The organism is Zooshikella ganghwensis (assembly GCF_018263875.1).
Taxonomy (GTDB): domain Bacteria; phylum Pseudomonadota; class Gammaproteobacteria; order Pseudomonadales; family Zooshikellaceae; genus Zooshikella; species Zooshikella ganghwensis.
Genome location: NZ_JAEVHG010000018.1, coordinates 89052 through 110464, shown reverse-complemented (window position 1 = coordinate 110464; position 21413 = coordinate 89052). Strand labels below are relative to the sequence as shown.

Genomic DNA, 21413 nt, shown 5'->3' with positions numbered 1-21413 from the left:
GTTTAATAAACGCTTTACTAAGTTTTTAAAGCCAAATTAATGGTCTTTTTCTTTTGGCGATGAAGGTTGAGAAGCATTTTCAATAATAAGTGTTGATTGTTCTTCTGAGGCTAGGTGTGCTTCTAGGGCAGCAACTTTCTTTTCAAGCGCTTCCAGCTTTGCTCGGGTATGTTGTAATACCGCCAGCTGATCTTCAAACTGCTCTCTTGTTACTAAGTCTAATTTAGCAAAAGCCGTTTGCAGAAGGATGTGAATATTATTCTCAAGGTCTTTTTGAATTTGTGGCTTTTCACCTGACATAAGCTGCTGCACTTTTTCACCAACAGTGCCGCTGATTTGTTCGCTAAGAGATTGAATAAATGCTTTGTTGATCATGCTTAAGCCTGTTCTGTTGAGTGTGCACGATTAAGGAAACATACGTTACTTATGCTACAGGGCAGTAATGAATGCGTTGTTACTTTAGCATAGTCATGTTGCAAGAAACTATGTGTAGCTGATCATTTAGAGTGCATGGCACAGGCTATACCTCTTCAAATTATTAGCTATAGAGCTGAGTGATCATAAAAAGAGCAAAGCTTTTTAGCTTGAACCAAATTGGTGCATATTCTCTGCTTCTCCCCCTCTTGTTGGCTTAATAAATATCGGCTAACTCCTTGAAATAAAAGTATGAATTTTATAGATGGCACATATCCTGCTGGTCACTTGTTGTTAAACATATGCTTATTCAAGAAGTGCTCAGCTTTATGTGATGACTTTATTTATCTCTGCTGAGTGTACGAGTAGGAAACGAATCAATAACCACTTGATGTTGATGGAACAAGGGGGTTTGGCAAAGGAAGCCTTGTGCTGTTAGCGCTAAGTTATGTGAAGGGTTATAAATCTACTTGTATTTAGGTGTTAGGCTTATATAAATTGCATAAATAACTTGCCCCAGCCCCCCCATGGGCAAGACATAAAACTGCAGGAGATTAAAATGAAATTAGTTTCGGCAATCATTAAGCCATTCAAGTTAGATGATGTGCGAGAAGCCCTTTCTGAGATTGGCGTTCAAGGTATTACAGTTACTGAAGTGAAGGGATTTGGACGACAAAAAGGTCACACCGAATTATATCGAGGGGCTGAGTATGTTGTGGATTTCTTACCTAAGGTCAAAATTGAAATTGCGATTGGTGACGAGATGCTGGACCAAGTGATTGAAGCGATATCAAGTGCGGCTAATACGGGAAAAATTGGCGATGGCAAAATATTTGTGGTTGCCCTTGAGCAGGCAGTGAGGATTCGGACTGGTGAGACAGGGACGGATGCTATCTGAGCGTGTCACCGGGTAACGTTATTTAAAGCCTAAAAGGGGGGCTGATTGTGGAAAACTTAACTCAACTGTCTTATGCGCTCGATACGTTTTACTTTCTAGTATGTGGTGCACTAGTCATGTGGATGGCTGCGGGCTTTGCCATGTTAGAGGCTGGTTTAGTCCGAGCTAAAAATACCGTCGAAATTCTAACCAAGAATATCGCACTTTTCGCTGTAGCATGCACAATGTACCTGTTGTGTGGCTATGCCATTATGTATCCAGGAGAAGATGCTGCAGGTGGTATTTTACCTGTATTAGGGACACTCATCGGTGATGAGCATACAGCAGAAGCTGTATTATCTAGTGAGGGGTCAACTTATTATGCGGCACGTTCTGACTTCTTTTTTCAGGTTGTCTTTGTAGCAACTGCAATGTCCATTGTTTCTGGTGCTGTTGCAGAGCGTATGAAACTGTGGGCATTTTTAATGTTTGCGGTAGTACTAACAGGATTTATTTACCCCGTTCAAGGCTTTTGGAAATGGGGTGGTGGCTTTTTGCAAGAAGCTAAGTTTCAAGATTTTGCTGGCTCTGGTGTAGTGCATATGTGTGGTGCTGCAGCTGCACTCGCGGCTGTCATTTTACTGGGACCACGTAATGGTAAATATGGAAAGAAAGGTGAGGTGAATGCCATTCCTGGAGCGAATCTGCCTCTTGCGACGTTGGGTACCTTTGTATTGTGGTTGGGCTGGTTTGGTTTCAACGGTGGCTCTCAGCTCAAACTGACAGGCATCGAAAATGCTAATGCGGTTGCCCAAATATTTGTTAATACAAATGCTGGCGCTGCGGGTGGAGTAATAGCAGCATTGGTAACGGCTCGTTTACTGTTTGGTAAAGCAGATTTAACCATGGCTTTGAATGGTGCGCTGGCAGGTTTGGTAGCAATTACCGCTGAACCTTTAACACCATCAGCACTAGGTGCAACATTAATTGGTGGCATTGGTGGTCTACTGGTGGTGTTCTCTATCGTAGCCTTGGATAAACTTCACTTGGATGACCCAGTTGGTGCTATTTCTGTGCATGGTGTGGTTGGTATTTGGGGTCTATTAGCTGTACCTCTGACTAATAGCGATGCAACATTGCTTAAGCAGTTACTAGGGATCGTGACGATTTTTACCTGGGTCTTTGGCTGTAGCTTTGTGGTGTGGTTTTTCCTGAAGAAAATAATGGGTATTCGTATCAGTCAAGAGGAAGAATACGAAGGTGCCGACATTGCGGAGTGTGGTATGGAAGCCTATCCTGAATTTACCAGTAAATAAAATTGTGAATATGGGATGGCCTTTAATGAATCATCATTAATGATCGTTTGAGGCAATAATAACAGCTACTAAGCTAGTTATTATAAAAGGAGGCTAATGCCTCCTTTTTTATTAGGTGCTCATATTCATCTGTCAGGATAGGTTTTTATGTGGGTACAGAAAATTGTTCAACTGACACCAAGGGAACGAGGATTTCACATAGTGACTGAGGAGCTTTTACATGAGCTACCAGAAGTAAGCATGATGAAGGTAGGGCTATTGAGCTTGTTTATGCAGCACACATCGGCATCTTTAACGGTTAATGAAAATGCAGACCCTTCAGTCAGAGCTGATTTTGAGTCACACTTAAATTACTTAGTACCCGAAAATGCTGAACACTTTCAGTCTCGAGGTCATGGCGCTGATGCGACGCCAGCGCACTTAAAAAACTCACTGGTAGGTTTTTCGTTGGTTGTGCCTGTTTCACAAGGGCAGTTGGCTTTAGGTGCCTGGCAAGGCATTTATCTTGGAGAACATCATACCCATGGAAGTAGTCATCGAATTGTAGCAACGCTTTTTGGAGAAAGTTTCGACAAGTAGCTTAAAATAGGCGTAATGTTTCAGCATATAAAATAGTTTACTTATAGGTATAATAATTAAGTTGTAATGAATAAATCATTACAATAAGTCTAAAAATGACCTATAGGTGAAATTATGAATATAAGGGCAAATGGATTTATAGAGTGCCTAAAAAAGTACGAATACATTCTCAAAGCTTTATTTATAATTATTCCACTAAGTTTTCTTTCACTCTCAACTTCAGCTGACAATTCAAATATAAAAAACGCTACTGACGATATAAGCATTCACTGGCAAGTAATTGATAACTTACAAGACAGTGCAAATAGTTTTACAGCAAAATTAACCATAAAGAATAATGGTAGCCAAAGTTTAACCCACCAAAACTGGCGTATCTATTTTAACTTTGTACGAGAAATACTAGCATATTCGCCTAATGACACGCTTTCCATTAAACATGTTAATGGTGATTTATTCTATATTGAGCCAAAATCTAGATTTACAGGCATAAGTATTGGCGAAGCGCTGACAGTTCAGCTAACCGCACAGTATTGGGCAATCAGTAAATCAGATGCACCTGCGGGTTTTTATCTTGTTCCCAGTAAGAATAGCCAACCTATTCTGATTAACGATGTCGTTATTGCAGATCATACTTCAGACAAGCAAACTAAGCGGTTTGATGGGGACCGTTGGCCGGTTGATACGGCTGAGGTTCGTTTTGACAGAAATCGTGAACTACTGGCTATAGATACGCCAATACTTGCAAATAACCACAGTAATAGTACGTCACTGGTAATACCAAGTCCTGCTGAAGTGCAAAAGACAGAGAATCAACAACTGATGATCAATCAGCCAATAACGATTGCATTTAGTGATGAATTTCGTAATGAAGCTGAGTATTTAAGAAAAATGCTCACTGTTGAGTTAGACTGGCCTGTCAGTTTTGCAAAGCGATGTGAATATAAGCCTTTTAGTATTTGTTTAATTAACCAACCAACAATTAATCAACAATCAACTAAGATTGTTAATGATGGTTATGAGCTAACAATTGATAAACTGCAAGGTATAAATATTTATGCTGAAAAACCTGCAGGTATTTTTTATGGTATACAAACATTATTAGGTTTGGCTCCAGTAGAAAATTATTTAAGTAATACCGTTAAACAAGAAACTCACAGGCATTTATTATTTCCTGTAATGCATATTAAAGACTATCCTCGGTTTGAATATCGTGGTGTACATCTTGATGTGGCTCGACATTTCAGCTCTTTAGTAACGGTTAAGCGATTGATAGATGTGTTAGCGCTATACAAATTAAATAAATTGCATCTGCACCTGACGGATGATGAAGGTTGGCGCATAGCGATTCTTGGGCTTCCAGAGTTAACCGATGTTGGTGGTCGAAGAGGGCATACACTTGATGAAGTAAAACATCTTGTGCCTTCTTTTGGATCAGGTCCATTTCCAGATAGCAACAATGGTTCAGGGTTTTACACAAGAGAAGAATTTATTGAGCTGCTGCGTTATGCCCAGCGTCATCACGTTACCGTTATACCTGAGATAGACTTTCCTGGGCATGCTCGTGCTGCAATCAAATCAATGGAAGCGCGTTATGCTCGTTTACAGCAGGAAGGGTTGACAGATCAAGCTGCTCGCTTCTTACTCAGTGATTTACAGGATATGTCTGTTTATAAATCTGTTCAGGGTTGGCATGACAATGTTATTAATCCCTGCCTATCTTCTACTTATTTATTCATTAATAAAATATTAGCTGAGTTGCACTGGATGTATCAGGAAGCGGGTGTTGAGGTGCCAGTAATTCATCTAGGAGGTGATGAAGTACCTGAAGGTGTTTGGCGGAAATCACCTGCGTGTACGGCATTATATGGTGGTACTGAAGAACTTTCTGATCAGCAGGTTGAAAGACTTAAGCGTCAGTTTGTTTATAATGTACATCAAATGGTACAAGTTTATCGTAAACAAACTGGTGGTTGGGAAGAGCTTGCTTTTGCTAAAGATGATGATTCAGTAATCATTAACCCAATGATCGAACCAGGTTCTATGCGCCCTTATGTATGGAATAATGTTTGGGGGTGGGGTACAGAAGACTATGGATATCGACTGGCTAACGCAGGGTTTCCTGTTGTGCTCGCCAATGCTACAAATTTATATTTTGATTTAGCATATCAAAAAGATCCAGATGAATTAGGTTATTATTGGGCAGGATTTGTGAATGCGCGTACTGTCTTTGAGTTTACTCCATTTGATATTTTTAAATCGGCTTGGCAGGACCGGATGGGTAATTCATTAAATGATAATCAGTGGGAAAATAGTACACGCTTACAAGTAGATAAACGAAATAATATTTTGGGAATACAGGGACAGTTATGGAGTGAAAATATTAAATCTGCTGAGCAACTAGAGTATTTAGCATTACCTAAATTAATTGCACTGGCTGAAAGAGCATGGGCAAATCAGCCGACATGGGCTGACGAGCAAGATAGAAAAAAACGCTTTTCAAAATTAAATCAACATTGGCAACAGTTTGCGCTTCGTATGGGTAGTTATGAATTACCACGCTTGGATCGTTGGCAGGGAGGATACCATTATCGCTTACCGTTGCCTGGTGCTAAATTGGTTGGTGGTAAAATACATGCTAATACAGCTTTTCCTGGTTTGACTATACGTTATACCATTGATGGCAGTGAGCCATCATTGAAGTCTCAAAAGTATCAACAACCATTTGACCCAGTAGCAGGGCAAATAAAACTAAAAACATTTTCCACAAATGGGCGGAGTAGTCGGACAACTGTGTTATCGCCATAAATAATTCTCAATAGATATAGCTGATAAAAAAAGGGCTGTTTAACAGCCCTTTTTATAGTTATTCACTGCCCACTGTCGTGGGTATTTTTTTGACTAAGTGGCAGATCCAGATACCACATTACTAAAGTTGGAGTCACCGGTTTTATTGGTGGCTTTTACCCGGTATTTATAGGTCTTTCCGGCCTCTACTATTTTATCAATAAATTGTGTTGTATTGGTTTCAACAGTATTTAGGTATTGCCAGTCCTTCCCTTTTTCACGCTTTTGAATGACAAACATAAGCTCATTGTTGCTTGTATCTTGCCATTGCAGCGTCACTGCTTTTTGACCATTTACGCTTGAAACTGAAATCGATAAGCCAGTGGGTGCAGTGGGTTTTTCGTCACCCTTATCAGGCCCTGATGGCGGTAAAGGTGGTGGAATATCCGGATCGTTGGGTTTATCACCGTCATCATCAGGGGTTCCTGGCGGTGGCGGTGGAGGTGGCAAGTCATCATCCCCAGAATCATCTCCGTCATCGCCATCCCCTGGAGGTGGGGGTGGTGGAATATTTGGGTCATCGGGGTTATCACCATCGTCATCACCATCCCCAGGAGGTGGAGGTGGTGGAATATTTGGGTCATCGGGGTTATCACCATCGTCATCGCCATCCCCAGGAGGCGGAGGTGGTGGAATATTTGGATCGTCAGGGTTGTCACCATCGTCATCGCCATCCCCAGGAGGCGGAGGTGGTGGAATATTTGGATCATCAGGGTTATCGCCGTCGTCATCACCATCACCTTTATGACAACCTATGGGTGCCTTTGAAATGACAAAGGAATCGATATAGCTTTGACGTTCCTGATCGCTGTTGTTTTCCCAAACGCTTTCAAACTGGATTGCATTAATACCGTAATTACGCCATTTTCCTGTCCAGTTGAGATCTCCAGCCGTTAATTCATCTTGCGGCTTGCCATCAATCATGACCTGCATAGTGCCATTGCTAGCGTATGGTTCTGTTGAGTTGAGCTTGACTTTAACCTCAACGCAATGCCACTGACCTTTTGTTAATGGGTTTTGACCATCCCCTGGCTTATCGCCATCACCTGGTGGTGGAGGAATTGGAGTATCTGGATCATCAGGTTTATCACCATCATCATCGCCATCTCCTGGCGGTGGAGGTGGAGGAATATCCCCATCATCAGATGTATCATCCCCATCACCAGGCGGTGGCGGAGGTGGGGGAATGTCTCCATCATCGTCAGGGTCTGCTACATTTTTCTGGCCTGGAGGTGGTGGTGGAGGAATATCATCATCGCCTGAAGTATCAGAAAGTGCTGTCAGGTTATCAATATCATCCCACTTGACAGTCTTTAGTGTTGAGTCTGGATTTGCAGGATCAAAGCCGGTCCATGTATCAAGTGCTAGCTTTTCATCTGATGGACTATGAATTAAGCCAGCTATAAAAGACTGTGGACCAAACTGACTTTTACCATCAGCAACACCAACAGCACGAACGAGTTTCTTAGGTGATCCTTGCTGTTTCTCAGGGTATTTAATATAAAAACGGTAGTATATTTCTTCGAATTTATCTGACTGATAGGGTGTTTTACCCAAATCATCAGCCGATGAGTTGAAAGGTACTAAGCCAAAGTTACGACGGAATGATCCCGCATTTTTCTGGTCTTTACCCCATTTGAGTACCAGGGCATGCTTACCATTTGCAGCATCATTGTCTGTAGTTGTGAGTGAATCGCTATGCTCACCTTGTTGAACACTATTTTTGCCGTATTTTTCAGCTAAACTGAGACCACCTTCGAAATCGTCACACCAAATCCAGTCTTTGTGTTTCGCTTCCCAGTTGTTACATTCATTATTAGCATTTGTGGGATCATCATCTGGTGTGTCACCATCATCACCAGGACCATCGCTTTTGACAGTAACTTCAATCGTCTTTTTATCTGCAGCTTGCTTGTCGTCTGCTACCATGAGTGAGACTTTATAAGTGCCAGCTTCAGTATAAGTATGTTGTGGTGAAATTTCTGTAGAGCCTTGGCCATCACCGAATTGCCAGACATATTTAACAATTTGCCCATCAGGGTCTTTGCTGTCAGCACCACTAAAACTACATGTTAATTGCTGACACTGATAATTTACTGATGCTATAGGTGTTTGATTGGTTTGAGGTGGGTCACCATCACCAGGAGGCTTGGGTTTATCGTCATCGTCACATGCTGTCAATGCGAGAAAGCATGTGCTGTAAATGAGTAATTTGGACAGTTTGGGATTCATGTAAAAACCTGAATATTTTAACTGGTTCTATTAATTTGGTGTCAATTTTGTTGCTGGTATAGCAAAAATAAAGACATCATTCTGATGTACAGTGCATAGTTTGCTGACGATAAACTTGCTGTTGATTTTAGATATTAAAAGTGTGAATTTTTTAGAAAACACATGTGAACTAATAAACAACAGTTTGTTGTATGGTGTGGCTATATGCTTGATACCTACTTATTTTGTTAGCAATCACTACGCCGTAGTTATCTGTCTTCATTCCTTATTTATATTCCGGGCACCTCTAGAAATGCACTATTTATAGAGTGCCCTTCCGTGAATCTGTCCATAATATGGTTAAAGTAATGTTTACTTAAAATAAACCATGATTCCTGTTTTCTACTGTAATAAATTTAAGCAAAAAAATTATCATTAAAAAAAGGGTTTAATCACAATCGTTAGATATGTTTGGGTAAGTTTAGAAGTTAGCGAAATAGATAACAGCCCTTTCGTAAATTGCCTCTATTAGAAAATCAGTAAAAGTACATAATATACATTGAGTAAGTCGAAATTTTTATTTTGGTATTGTTTGGCATAAAAAATGCGAATTAATATCTTGCATATTTCGCAGAGATAAATTGATGTGGTTATAGTTAATTGATGTGGCTACAGTTATAAGTAAGTAAAGGGGAGAAGAGGGGGGCTAAAAGATCATCCTTGATCGTTTAGCTGATTAAAACAGCATTACTGAGATGGAATACCATTAAAGGTGACTCTAAAAGTGCACTTTTTTCGTGATAGGTGTGTCGGTTTCGTACTTTTGTTCTAGTTCGTGCTTTTAAAAAGCTGCAGTTGCTATCGATAAGCATATAGTAGTTGCTTAGCCCAAATATAGTCTTTATATACGGTGATCTTTCCTGAGAAGCTTCCTTGCTCTTCCAAAAAATTACTTATTTTTAGAAGTTTCCTTAAGGTAGTCTACCAAATTTATTTTAAATATGTTTTTGATGTGCAGTTATTTCTGAGAAACAGTCAATTCGTCTTTATGAGAGGACATAACGCGTTCAATGAAACCATCGTCATGCATATTTTTAAGTTCGGCATTTAAAGCATCAATATATTTTTTGGGAGTGTCTTTATTCATTGCTAAGTAAACAGCTGCTTTACGGATTGTATAAACAGGCTTAACGTTAATTTTTGATAGTTTGGCAATGTGGGGACCTGAAAAGCTACCAGATACCCATAAGTCAATTAAACCATTATCCAACAGTTGAGGGTTATAACGGTCATTACTGATAGCCGTGACATTAAAGCCCTTTGACTTTAAGTAGCTAACACGTATATCCCCTTTGTAACCACCAATTTCATATTTTTTAAGTTGGTGTTCATGTTTTATTTTTTCTTTGAAGTCATTTTTGGCGAAAACAACCCAGTTATTATCAAGCAGTGGGCCAACCCATTGGAATGAATCTGCTCTTTCCTTAGTTTTTACTGTACCAAAAACGCCTCGATAAGGCTTTCGTTGTGCGTACGAATATGCGAGATTCCATTGTCTTAGTTTAAGAGAGTAGTTGAAACCTGTACGTTTAAATAACTCGGTAATTATTTCAACAGAAATACCCTTAATATTTTCCTGTTTATGCTCAAAACTTTTATTTCGAACACTGTAGTTAAAGGGAGGAAGGTTCTCCGTCACCAGCTTGAATTCTGGTTCACTCGCACGAACAACCTGACTAAGAGATAAGCAAATTAAAGTAGTAGTAAACGTACGTAACAACATTATTGTAACCAATTTGAAGTGGCTTAGACGTGACTTTTGACCTTACATAAACACTGATGAAGTCATCCAGTGACGATATGATAGTGCTTTACGATTAATAGCATGTATAACGCTTTTAGTGAGTAAGCCTATTAAAAGTTGAGCAATTTTATCAGTAATAAGATATTTATCAATAATGAGATGTTATTCAAATAAAAATTGTTAAATAAAGTCGTACGTTGGTCTTTTTATGAGATATAAGTGAAAATATACCCAATACGAATGGTTTTTAGGTGCGGCCATCGAGTGACAAAGAGCTATGAGCTTATATTACCCATGAGCCTATATTAATAGGTGATTGGGGGGAGGAGTGAAGATAACAAAACCTAGAAATCATTCGTGAAAGGTATACAAACGTTTGATATAAAGGAGATGTTATACCCACAGTGAAGGATTTTTTTGAGTGTGTTGTCTTCAAAAATCACTTTTCGAGAGAAACATAATAAAAAGTAATTTGGTAGTTTTTTCTAGAATATCGCTATTCAAATTGAGCTGGCTTGGTTACTGCGTCCTTGCAGCAAACCGTTGGATGTGCATTATCTAGTAATTATCAGTTACTAACGTACATCAAAAGCTACCTCAATTTCTAACTTTCCTACTGGTCCATAATGGTTTTGATAATATTGATAAACTGATCACTTAGGGAGTCACCATCATCCTCAGCATCATCAGTTGGTGAGCTATCAGCTATCGTGGTTAATGAAGCCTCTCTCTCAGTCATCCACATATCATGAATAGGCATAATCTCACCAATAGGATGGATATCTCTAAATCGAAAATCACTATTGGTTAAACTGGACGGCTCAGGCATATAAATAGGTTTTACTTGTACTAGGTTGGTTATTTTGGTGGTATCAGCATCGTTAACCCACCAATCAACATTGATTTCATGTAAAAAGTTATTCCCATGGTACTTTTTGAACGTAAAGTTATCCTGTTGGGTCTGTGGATAACCTGTACTTACGGTTGCGTTTTTTGAAAAAACTTTTTTGGCTTTAAGCAAATTACCTTCACCACGCACAAACTGAATGTAACCCGGTGCAATAGCATGGGACTCAGACATATCGCCAGCATACCAGTTTTGATAAAAGTCGTACTTAGTAATGCGTTCTTGCTGTGGATTATTAATATAGCCGTATTTATCACTGCCATAGTTATAACTGATCGTATACCAGGATAATAAGTATGGATAACCCTCTGAGCGGTTAATACTCACTCCATAAGAACCATGTTGCTGTCTACTTGCACTTGAAAGCTCAGGAAGTTGGTTATATGGGATACGTGCTCTATTGCGACATTCAGTCTCTGAACACTCAAACCTTACGACACGTGTTGGATAAAGGTTTTTATCCAGGTCTTTTTGATCGAGTCCACTGCGCTGATGAGGATCGTCGTAGTAAAGGTCAAGATACATAGTATTGATACTGGAAACAGTATAAATCGCCCTTTCCAGAACGCCTTTATTGCTATAAACAAAGCTCCACTTTCTTAGAGCAGAGGTGCTAATAGAGTCGATACCATTATTTTCGGTGAAAAAACGAGCTTCTTTTACGCGCTTGTCTGATCTTGACTCATCGTATACATACTCCATAGCGCCACGGGCAATCCAGCTTTGAGGTGTTTCATGTACAATACCACCACCTTTGTTATACCAGCGGACACCTTTAAACACGACTTCTTGTTTATTGTCAGTAGGTGAGGAGCTGCTATCATCATTAATTTGTTGCTGGGATAAAATAACGTACATTACATCCGATAACACTGCAGTATGAACGCTAATTTGTTGCTTACCAAACTGATGGTGTTTAGGTGTCCAATAACTATAAAGCGCTTGCTGACGATATGAAGAGTCAAGCCAATTGGTAATGGGGGTACTTGTTTTATCTGCAAGAGTGTTTGTGAGGTATGTATATTCAGTTTTATCCAGCTTATACCGATCATCTTTAAGATCAACTGAAACATCTATTGTAGATATTGTACCTGTAGTAGGTGTCGGTTCCGAAATAAAACCTATTTCATATTTGTAGGTATTATCATCATCTGTGGAGAAATCTTCTAGCTTGTCACCTTTATATAGGTTGCAAGGGTGTAACTGATTACTATTTTTTCCACGCATCCAGGTTTTTAGAACATCATAACGTTCAGGCGTTTCTTTGACCTTTTTAATCATAAGGTCATAATCTGTGTTATTGATAAGTCGCACTTCACGTATAAAACGCCCAAAATGATGTGCACCAAGACCATTAGCATAGCCATAGAAGCTATCCAAGTCATCCTTGGCTTGAACGAGGGCCACAAATAAGCGATATCCTGCGCCAGGACTCATAGGCAGCATTGCTACCCGCGCATAGATTTTGTTATAGCCTTTAGCATTCACATCGTGCTTTTTAGCAAGCCATACACTATTAATTAGTCCGGCGTTAAGTTTTTCTTGGGCTTCTATATCAATCCAGCCTGATACATCTTCTGTTATATCTTCATAAGTGGAAGGACGTTTTTCGACTTTAAATTTGTTCTGTAAAGGATTAGTTAACAACTCAAGATAAGGTGACTTTCCTTGGTCACTAATACCAAAGCGTGTTCTAATGGCTCTGTCTTCCTGTGGAAGCTGGTAAACATGCTTCGCGTTAAATATCTGAGAAAAATCACAGGGTGAAATATAGGCTTCGCCTGAGTCATTGCCAGGTGGAACCATGGTGGCATGACCATCTTCAGTTTCAATTCGAATATTATAATCAGTATTATTAATTAAGTAGACGTTATAAATTGGATATCGGTTTGCATTGGATTGCCCTGCCAACAAAAGTAATACAAAGGAAAGATATAGTCCAAGAGAGGACATTTTGGGTATCGGTTTCATTACATCAAACCCTCTTATTTTACACATAATTTAAAGATATGAACTTCCTGTTCTTGTTGTGTGAGTAACTAAGATTTTTGTTTGAGTATAATTTTAAAATTAATCTTAAGTTTACTCTTGATGGCATAGTTTAAAATTTTAATTTTTAGAGTAGTTATACACTACTTATGAATCACAAAATTTGAAGATGTCTTTTTATATTTTTTTCGTTTGTTAATGATAAAAAATAGATCCATGGTTCAATTGATGTGATTATTAAGTACTTAATAAATATCAGAAAAGAAACTAAAAAACCACCAGTTTTTGTTGCGTTTGAAGGCGGTTTGATGTGAAGCATATATAAGAAAAAAGTGTTGTATTAATATTGAATGATTTTTTAGTAATTTTACATAAATAAAACGCTGGTTTATTTCGAGAGAAGTAGCAAGCCTTATTTTGGTTGTAATATTACTATTTTGCTATCTTAATAAAATGTTAAGTCGAATATAGATAAAGGGTGAATGGATTGTTAAAGTATTTTATAGTTATTCATATTTTTATATAAATATATTTGGTTAGGTAAGGTTGTTATAAAAAAATTACAATTTTACATTGATAGGATTTTCGTTCTGATTCAAGTTTAGATAAGCCAAAAAAATACTTTCACACATGTACATTCAATATGAGAACATTGTTAACTGATGTATGGTTCTTGACACTTGTGTCTGTATAAAATTATAATCTGTCGCCTTTTGTCTTAGCTTAATATGCACTTAAATATAGTTATTTCCGGTCATGATAAATTCTAGGAAAGCACAAAAAATTCCACTGTAATGAAATAATGCAAACGTCTTGGTCTATGCCACTTAAGATAATATTAATAACTATTTATGCTGTTTTTTTCAATATAATCCTTATCTTTGCAGTTTATGGCGATTTTTTCGCAATTTTCTATCCAAGCCAACAGGTTAGTTATTGGGCTAAAAATATTGCGCTGATACACTTATTTATCATGATGCCGATTCTTGTCGCTTCACATGCATTTAATGAAAAACTAATTCCTAAAGAGCGTACCAAGTTCAAGATGCTTAAATTTTATCTTGTGACTTATATAGGTATACCAATAATTGCAGCTGTATTATCAAGCATAGTTTATGCTGCCTTAGCTAAGGGAGTTCCAGGGATGCTTTCTTTATATAATACGGAAGGCATTGTCGAAGAAATTAAAGTTGTGCATAAAGATAAATGGGGCAAACGAGATCGAAGAAAAAGTGTCTATTTTGAAGATTATGATGGTATGGCATCAGTTTCAACATCAACTTATAATCGCGTATCGGTCGGTGATAGCATCAAAGTACTTGTAATACGCAGTTCCTTAGGCACTAAGATTGAAATTTTAAACTGATAACTTAGTGTTTAGTTTCTCTCCTTTGCAAAAGTGAGTGTAAACTATATTTATATGAGAAAATGGCGAGATTTTATCGTTTGAACCCAAATATACTCTTCACGAATCATTTTTAGGGTTTGTTGTCAGCGCTCTTGACCACCAAGGATGGTGGGAATGCAGTTTATGCAGGAGCATTTAACTGCCATCCCAGTCACTTATTAATATAAGCTCCTGGGGCTTCATCACTTGACGGCCGCCCCTTAAAAACCTTCGTTTTGGGTATAGAGTATTGTGCTGAGTTGTGATGAGAAAGAAACCTGTTTGGGAGCCATTTCCTAGCGGTCATGCCTACGAAGGTGCGAGGAAATGGCTTCGAAATCTACATAAGTTATACTCAAAGATTCCTATATCAGATAAAGAGTTATTTGTGGCTATAAACAATCGTTTAATACTAGCTGAGCAAATAATGGACAGAGAGGACAAGTTCTTTGGTCGCCTGCTTAACCGATTTCTATTTGAAAAAGTGGGAATAGTTGAAATCACTGGCAATCAGCTAAAGCGTTTGCTTGAACTGGCAGGTCAGCAGCCCGTTGAGTCAATTGATATTACACGTGATTATGAAATGGAATACGGAGAGCTGGCAGTGCTCTTAGAAGCAGCCTATCTAAAGGTCTCCTGACTTTAGTTACTGAGTACAGGGTGTTCCACCTTTGATTTCTGTACTGATGTTCTATTTTTGGTATAACCTACTTTAAAAAGAGTTGTTTGATTCTTGATCTGGTGTCTAGTGTTATATCTCCATAAGCAATTTAGTTTGCACTGGGATAATGCCCTTCATTATGGGTATAAGCATTGGCTGGTGCTGTCTCTTTAACTCCGGTATTATGTCACCCCTTAAGTTATGCTCTTTGCGAGTTATTTTTAGGAGCTGTTGTCAGCACCCTTGATCAATACAGATGGTGGATGTGAGGTTTACAAAGACGCATTTATCTGCCAGCTCAGATACTTGACAGCAGTCCCTAAAGACCCTTTGCGCTGGGCATACAAAAGCAGCTTGGAAGCTACCACATTTTTCAATGTGTTTTGAATTGGTAAATCACTTTATTTGGGTCTTACCAACGGTGTGCATGCCCATAAAGAAGTGTATAACAAAGGAATTGTTTTGGTATTAAGGAAAATAGATTTACATAGTAAGCAGTGATGGTTTTTATCTTCAGCGAGATTTTAAAAGTACTCGTGAAGGATCAGTTTGCAGTTAAATAAGGTAGTCAATGACTGAGCAATCAACCTCGCTACCGCGGGACGTTAGTACAGCACTAGGCTGTATAACCACACTGGGTTTGTTATTTCAGGAAATAACCGACACCGAACAAGCCAATGAACTTAAACAGCAGTTTCAAAAACAACGCTTAGAAACAGCGGCAAAAGCATTTGCCAAAGCGTTAAAATTGAAAGTTAAAGTGGCTAAGTGTGAGTATAAAAAACTTTCTCAAGATCAACTGCCATTAGCCTTTGCTTCGAAGGACGGCGAGTATTTTGTACTGGCTAAAATTGCTGATGGTAAGGCATTGATTCAACATCCTGATAAACCCCAACCAGAAATAATTCCAGTGGATAAATTAGCTGAGATATGGGCTGGGAAAATAATTTCAGTGTCAGGTGAAAAACGCCAGGCGGGAGCAACCCGGCGGTTTGATATAACCTGGTTTATTCCTGAGTTTGTTCGCTTTAGACGCCTTTTAGGTGAAGTCCTTCTGGCCTCGGTTTTTCTTCAGACGTTAGCTTTATTAGCCCCACTAGGCTTTCAGGTGGTGATGGATAAGGTACTGGTCCATCAGAGCCGATCCACGCTGGATGTATTGGTCATTGCTTTAATTGTTGTGGGTATTTTGGAGGTTGTATTAAAAGGCTTAAGGGAGTACATATTTGCTCATACCACCAATCGTATTGATATTCATCTAGGCTCGAAATTATTTAATCATTTAATGCGTCTCCCCCTGCTGTATTTTAAAGCACGTAGTGTGGGTGTGACGGTTATGCGAATTCGGGAGTTATCCACAGTCCGCGAGTTCATTACTGGGGCTGGTATGACGCTTATTGTAGATTTAGCGTTTACCTTCGTATTTTTTGCAGTGATGTATTATTACTCACCGTTTTTAACGGGGATAGTGTTAGCTTCAGTGCCCATTTATTTATTGCTTTCCTATTTAGTCACTAACCCCATGCAAAAGCGTATTGAAGAACAATTTCAGTACGGTGCGCTAAATAATGCTTTTTTAACTGAAACAGTATCAGGGGCAGAAACGGTTAAAAGCCTAGCGGTTGAACCACAAATGCAGCAGCGCTGGGAAGGCCAGACGCAAGACTTTGTTGATGCAAACTATCGTACCCAGCAGTTACAAAGTTTTACTTCACATGGCGTAATGTTAATACAAAAAGTCACGATGGCATTGGTGCTTTGGTTTGGCGCCAGGATGGTCATAAATCTCGAATTATCTATAGGTCAATTAATTGCGTTTAATATGATGGCAAATCATGTCAGCCAGCCTGTGATTCGTTTAGCTGAGTTATGGCAGCAGTTTGTGCAAGCTAGAGTATCTGTTGACCGGTTGGGGGATGTACTGAATACACCGATGGAGCAGCAACAAGGCCAAAAGGATTTAGTGCAACGTGTAAAAGGCTCGGTGTTAATACAAAACTTGATGTTTAGTTATCGCCCTGATTTACCTCCAGTATTAAAAGGTATTAATTTAATGATTAAGCCTGGCGAGATTATAGGGGTGGTGGGTCCGTCAGGTTCAGGGAAAAGCACATTAACTAAACTTATTCAGCGTTTATATTTACCACAGCAAGGTGATATTTTTATTGATGGGGCAAATGTCGCACAGCTTGAGCCATCGAGTCTGCGTCAACAGATTGGGGTGGTTTTACAGGAAAACTATCTCTTTAATCGTTCTGTTCGGGATAATATTGCTTTATCAAACCCTGCCGCACCGTTAGATGAAATCATTGCTGCGGCCAAAATGGCCGGTGCGCATGATTTTGTGTTAGAGCTGCCAGATGGTTACGATACCATTATTGCTGAAGGGGGAAGCTCATTATCCGGTGGACAACGGCAACGTATTGCCATAGCCAGAGCATTATTAACAGACCCTGCCCTGCTCATTTTTGATGAGGCTACCAGTGCATTGGATGATGTTTCCCAAGAAATTATTCAACGTAATATGCGCGACATTTGTCGTGGTCGTACCGTCATCGTGATTGCGCATCGTTTATCCACAGTAAGAGAGTGTGACCGCATAATTGCACTAGCGGATGGGCAAATTGTGGAAATGGGCCAGCATGAACAGTTATTAGCACAAGATGGACTATATGCCCGCCTGTGGGCTCAACAGGAAAATATGGAGCAAGAAAATAGTATTACGATTTAGCACGTAGTGCTGTTTTTAGCTGAAATAACACGGGTATACCCATAGCGATTAGATTTTATACATGAAGGGTAAAAGTAAAGCCCTTCTGGAGTAGTAAAGTGAGCATCAAACAGCATTTAAAAGTCGCACTTTCTGCATGGCGACAACAGCGCAAAGAACCTAAACCAGAAAAACGAAAAGCCCATGAATATGACTTTTTACCTGCTTATTTAGAAGTAACAGAGCGTCCACCGACGCCTTACGGACGTGCATTTTTACTCGGTATTTGTGCTTTAGTGATTATTGCGCTGGCGTGGTCCATTATTGGGCGTATCGACATTATCGCCAGTGCCACCGGTAAATTAATTGTCAGTAGCCGCACCAAAGTTATTCAGCCCATTGAAACGGCTGAAGTCATAGGTATTCATGTACAGGATGGACAGTTTGTCAAAAAAGGCGATGTACTGATTGAGCTTAACCCGACAGGTGCTGCTGCCGATGTAAAACGTCTTACGGAACAACTGCAGTTTGCCAAAGTGGATATTGCGCGTTGGCAGGCATTGCGGCAAGAAAATCCAGTAGACTTATTTAAACCTGAAATAAATGCACCAGAGCACTATGTTCAGCAAGCTCGGCATTTATTGCAAAGTCAGGTAGATGAGCGAGAAGCAGCGCTGGAAACCATTGATAGTGAACTTAGTCAAAATGCGGCTCAGTTAAGTTCAACTGAAGCAGAGATTATCAGTCAGAATAAAGTATTAACCACTAAAGAAAAACGTTTGGCGGCGCAGCGTAAACTGGTGGAGCGGGATGCATTTCCTCGGTTACAGATGCTGGAGCTGGAGGAGGAAACACTGTCATTACGCAGCGAGTTGGGAGTTTTACGCAATAAAGTTAAAGAGCTTGAAGCCGCTGCAGTGACAATCAAAGATCGACGCAAGCAAACTATACGGCAGTGGTCGCGTGAGGATCGACAGGAATTAAATGAAGCACAGAAACGGGTGGCAGAATACACTCAGGAACGTATTAAAGCGATTGAAAAAAATCGTCTGCAAACGTTAAAGGCGCCTGTTGATGGTGTTGTCCAGCAATTAGAAATTCACACCATTGGTGGTGTTGTCAGTCCTGCACAGCAATTATTAGTTATTGTACCTGAAAATGCATTATTGGAAGCTGAAGCACTGGTTTTAAATAAAGACATTGGTTTTGTGGTAGCCGGGCAACCGGTAGAAATAAAAATTGATAGTTTTCCTTACACAAAATACGGAACAATTGCTGGCACTATTAAGCATGTGTCACGCGATGCCGTTGAACATGAACAGCTTGGTTTAGTTTTTCCAGCCCGTATTGAAATGGAAAAAGACGTTATCAATGTGGATGGTGAAGAGATTAAGCTTGGGGCTGGTATGAGTATTACGGCTGAAATTAAAACAGGCGATCGCCGGGTGATTGAATATTTATTAAGCCCCTTACAAGAATATCAGTCAGAAGCGTTACGGGAGCGTTAAACGATGAATATGGACGCTGCATTGCCCCGTCATATGGCTGAAGATAATGGAAAGCTTAATGACAATACCCAGCCACTTGATAGTGCCATTTATTGTTTGGTGCAACTTGGTAAACTGTTTGATATTGCGGTTGATCCTTTACAAGTGGTTCACCGGCATGGCAAATATCATACAGTTTATGAGGCATTAGATGTTGCTCGCTGTGCTCAACGATTGGGTTTACGTACCCAGCAAGTGTTGGTTAAACCAGATCGGATTGAGCTGACACCATTACCGGTAATGGCAAAGATAGGTGACAGCTTTTATGTGGTAGAACAATGTGAAGACGGTGTTGTTTACGGGTTTTGCGGTAAAACCCAACAATCTTGGCACCAATCATTGGATGAGTTAAAGCGCGACTGGCCTGAAGAATGGATTTTATTTTCACGTCAAGAAGAAACAGGGAATAATCAGCAAAAACCTTTTGGTTATAGTTGGTTTATACCATCAATTAAAAAGTTTTGGCCGCAGTTTCGTAACGTTATTTTTGTCTCGCTATTTATTCAGTTGTTTGCCATTGTGACACCGCTCCTTTTTCAGGGGGTTATTGATAAAGTTTTAGTCAGCCGAAGTTTGGCCAGCTTAGAAGTATTTGCTTTTGCTATTTTGGTGTTAGCTGTTTTTGATCCTCTATTTGGTCTTTTGCGTTCCTGGTTATTTTCTCATGCGGCGAGTCGAATTAACTCTGAATTAAGCTCCCGGCTTTATCAGCATTTGTTAGGGCTACCGCTCAATTATTTTAAGCAAAGACAAACCGGAGAAATTATTGCCCGTGTACGGGAAATGGACCAAATTCGGAGCTTTTTGACAGGCTCAGCATTGACCTTTGTTCTGGATTTATTTTTTATTGGTATTTTCTTAGCACTATTATTTTCCTATGCTTACCTGCTGGCTTGGATTGTCGTCGGTTCTTTGGTTTTGTACTCATTATTTTGGCTTTGTATCACTCCAGTGATGCGCGATCGCGTACAGCGCACGTTTGAAAAAAATGCCACAAATACTGCATTTTTAACTGAAGCTGTAACAGGTATTGAAACGATAAAAACCTCAGCGACAGAACAGCAATTTTGTCGTCACTGGGAAGATAAATTATCAGCTTATGTAAAAACATCGTTTAAGGCCGCAACACTAGGCATTTGGGCTGGACAAGGTATTGGTTTGATTCAAAAAATTACAGCAGCACTGACCTTATGGTTTGGTGTTGACTTAGTAATGACTGGAGATTTATCAGTGGGTGGCTTGGTGGCTTTCAATATGCTGGCAGGCCATGTCACCATGCCTATTTTACGATTGGCTCAGATTTGGCAAGACTTTCAACAGACAGGCGTATCGCTGCGTCGAGTTGGAGATATCCTAAATGCACCTGTTGAAGCAGTCGGCAGCGGTAAGTCAACACCGCCTGCGATTAAAGGCGATATTGAGCTTAGAAAAGTTACATTCCGTTATCAGGATAATGGGCCTGAAGTGCTGCGTCGCTTGGATTTATCCATTAATGCTGGTGAAATGATTGGTATTACTGGGCTTTCAGGGTCAGGTAAAAGCACCATCACCAAATTAGTACAACGTTTGTACGTTCCGGAAAGTGGCCAAGTACTGATTGATGGAATGGATCTGGCTGTCACCGATCCTGTTGTGATTCGCCAGAAAACAGGTGTCGTATTGCAAGAGAGCTTTTTATTTAATGGCTCAGTAAAAGATAATATTACTTTAGCTTACCCTGAAGCTACGGAAGAAGAAGTGATTCATGCCGCTAAGTTGGCAGGCGCTCATGATTTTATCATGCAGCTGGCTCAGGGATATGAGACACCTGTAGGTGAGCGTGGAGGTAGCTTATCCGGTGGTCAGCGTCAGCGTATCGCAATCGCAAGAGCACTGATTACGAATCCAAGTATCCTCATTTTTGATGAAGCCACAAGTGCTTTAGATTATGAGTCAGAGAGTGTCATTCTGGCGCAACTCCCTGAGATTGCCAAAGGCAGAACGCTGATAATGATTGCTCATCGTCTTAATACACTACAACAGTGCGATAATATTATTGTTCTGGAAAAAGGGCAGATTCTTGAGCAGGGCCTTCATCAACAATTAATCGACTTGGAAGGCCGTTATAGTCAATTATGGAAATTACAAACAGGGAAAAGTATCTCTTTGGCAGAAACGCTCTGAAATA

13 protein-coding genes are annotated in these 21413 nt (G+C 39.8%); 9 read left to right on the top strand and 4 right to left on the bottom strand.

Annotation, left to right across the window (positions count from 1 at the left end; translation table 11 throughout):
- Positions 1 to 36: 36 nt before the first annotated feature.
- Positions 37 to 375: an accessory factor UbiK family protein gene (locus tag KHS79_RS20530; RefSeq protein WP_212721452.1), complete on the bottom strand. Its 339-nt coding sequence runs from the start codon at positions 373 to 375 to the stop codon at positions 37 to 39.
- A gap of 598 nt (positions 376 to 973) precedes the next feature.
- On the opposite strand from KHS79_RS20530, the gene glnK reads away from it, so the two are divergent.
- The 4 genes from glnK to KHS79_RS20510 all read left to right on the top strand — a co-directional run bounded on the left by glnK (position 974) and on the right by KHS79_RS20510 (position 5991).
- Positions 974 to 1312 (top strand): P-II family nitrogen regulator, encoded by a 339-nt coding sequence (gene glnK, locus KHS79_RS20525; RefSeq protein ID WP_094785579.1) that lies wholly within the window; start codon positions 974 to 976, stop codon positions 1310 to 1312.
- A gap of 47 nt (positions 1313 to 1359) precedes the next feature.
- Positions 1360 to 2607, top strand: coding sequence for an ammonium transporter (locus KHS79_RS20520; protein WP_027709602.1), 1248 nt, complete (start codon positions 1360 to 1362; stop codon positions 2605 to 2607).
- 147 nt (positions 2608 to 2754) lie between these two features.
- On the top strand, positions 2755 to 3186 hold the full coding sequence (locus KHS79_RS20515) for a secondary thiamine-phosphate synthase enzyme YjbQ (RefSeq protein WP_094785580.1): 432 nt from the start codon (positions 2755 to 2757) through the stop codon (positions 3184 to 3186).
- A 114-nt stretch (positions 3187 to 3300) separates the two neighbouring features.
- Positions 3301 to 5991 (top strand): family 20 glycosylhydrolase, encoded by a 2691-nt coding sequence (locus KHS79_RS20510; protein WP_212721450.1) that lies wholly within the window; start codon positions 3301 to 3303, stop codon positions 5989 to 5991.
- Positions 5992 to 6084: 93 nt separating this feature from the next.
- Here the strand turns inward: KHS79_RS20510 and KHS79_RS26165 are convergent, their stop codons facing one another.
- The 3 genes from KHS79_RS26165 to KHS79_RS20495 form a co-directional block, all read right to left on the bottom strand.
- Positions 6085 to 8262 (bottom strand): PKD domain-containing protein, encoded by a 2178-nt coding sequence (locus tag KHS79_RS26165; protein ID WP_212721448.1) that lies wholly within the window; start codon positions 8260 to 8262, stop codon positions 6085 to 6087.
- 997 nt (positions 8263 to 9259) lie between these two features.
- Entirely contained in the window at positions 9260 to 10024 is a 765-nt protein-coding gene (locus tag KHS79_RS20500; protein ID WP_212721446.1) for a substrate-binding periplasmic protein, read from the bottom strand.
- 634 nt (positions 10025 to 10658) lie between these two features.
- Positions 10659 to 12923 carry a hypothetical protein gene (locus KHS79_RS20495; protein WP_212721444.1) on the bottom strand — a complete coding sequence of 755 codons (2265 nt, stop codon included), beginning with the start codon at positions 12921 to 12923 and terminating at the stop codon, positions 10659 to 10661.
- An 820-nt stretch (positions 12924 to 13743) separates the two neighbouring features.
- Between KHS79_RS20495 and KHS79_RS20490 the strand changes: the two genes are divergently transcribed.
- The 5 genes from KHS79_RS20490 (at position 13744) to KHS79_RS20470 (ending at position 21409) form a co-directional block, all read left to right on the top strand.
- Positions 13744 to 14307: a hypothetical protein gene (locus KHS79_RS20490; protein WP_212721442.1), complete on the top strand. Its 564-nt coding sequence runs from the start codon at positions 13744 to 13746 to the stop codon at positions 14305 to 14307.
- A 283-nt stretch (positions 14308 to 14590) separates the two neighbouring features.
- Positions 14591 to 14968 carry a hypothetical protein gene (locus KHS79_RS20485; protein WP_212721441.1) on the top strand — a complete coding sequence of 126 codons (378 nt, stop codon included), beginning with the start codon at positions 14591 to 14593 and terminating at the stop codon, positions 14966 to 14968.
- 592 nt (positions 14969 to 15560) lie between these two features.
- On the top strand, positions 15561 to 17720 hold the full coding sequence (locus KHS79_RS20480; RefSeq protein WP_212721438.1) for a type I secretion system permease/ATPase: 2160 nt from the start codon (positions 15561 to 15563) through the stop codon (positions 17718 to 17720).
- Between the two features lie 98 nt (positions 17721 to 17818).
- Complete coding sequence (locus tag KHS79_RS20475) at positions 17819 to 19207, top strand: HlyD family type I secretion periplasmic adaptor subunit (protein ID WP_212721436.1); 1389 nt, start codon at positions 17819 to 17821, stop codon at positions 19205 to 19207.
- 3 nt (positions 19208 to 19210) lie between these two features.
- Positions 19211 to 21409, top strand: a complete 2199-nt coding sequence (locus KHS79_RS20470) for a type I secretion system permease/ATPase (protein ID WP_212721435.1) — start codon at positions 19211 to 19213, stop codon at positions 21407 to 21409.
- Positions 21410 to 21413: the final 4 nt, after the last annotated feature.

Coding starts and splice junctions, on each gene's coding strand:
- KHS79_RS20530 (WP_212721452.1), bottom strand. CDS start 375: ATGATCAACAAAGCATTTATTCAATCTCTTAGCGAACAAATCAGCGGC.
- glnK (WP_094785579.1), top strand. CDS start 974: ATGAAATTAGTTTCGGCAATCATTAAGCCATTCAAGTTAGATGATGTG.
- KHS79_RS20515 (WP_094785580.1), top strand. CDS start 2,755: ATGTGGGTACAGAAAATTGTTCAACTGACACCAAGGGAACGAGGATTT.
- KHS79_RS20510 (WP_212721450.1), top strand. CDS start 3,301: ATGAATATAAGGGCAAATGGATTTATAGAGTGCCTAAAAAAGTACGAA.
- KHS79_RS26165 (WP_212721448.1), bottom strand. CDS start 8,262: ATGAATCCCAAACTGTCCAAATTACTCATTTACAGCACATGCTTTCTC.
- KHS79_RS20500 (WP_212721446.1), bottom strand. CDS start 10,024: ATGTTGTTACGTACGTTTACTACTACTTTAATTTGCTTATCTCTTAGT.
- KHS79_RS20495 (WP_212721444.1), bottom strand. CDS start 12,923: ATGAAACCGATACCCAAAATGTCCTCTCTTGGACTATATCTTTCCTTT.
- KHS79_RS20490 (WP_212721442.1), top strand. CDS start 13,744: ATGCAAACGTCTTGGTCTATGCCACTTAAGATAATATTAATAACTATT.
- KHS79_RS20480 (WP_212721438.1), top strand. CDS start 15,561: ATGACTGAGCAATCAACCTCGCTACCGCGGGACGTTAGTACAGCACTA.
- KHS79_RS20470 (WP_212721435.1), top strand. CDS start 19,211: ATGAATATGGACGCTGCATTGCCCCGTCATATGGCTGAAGATAATGGA.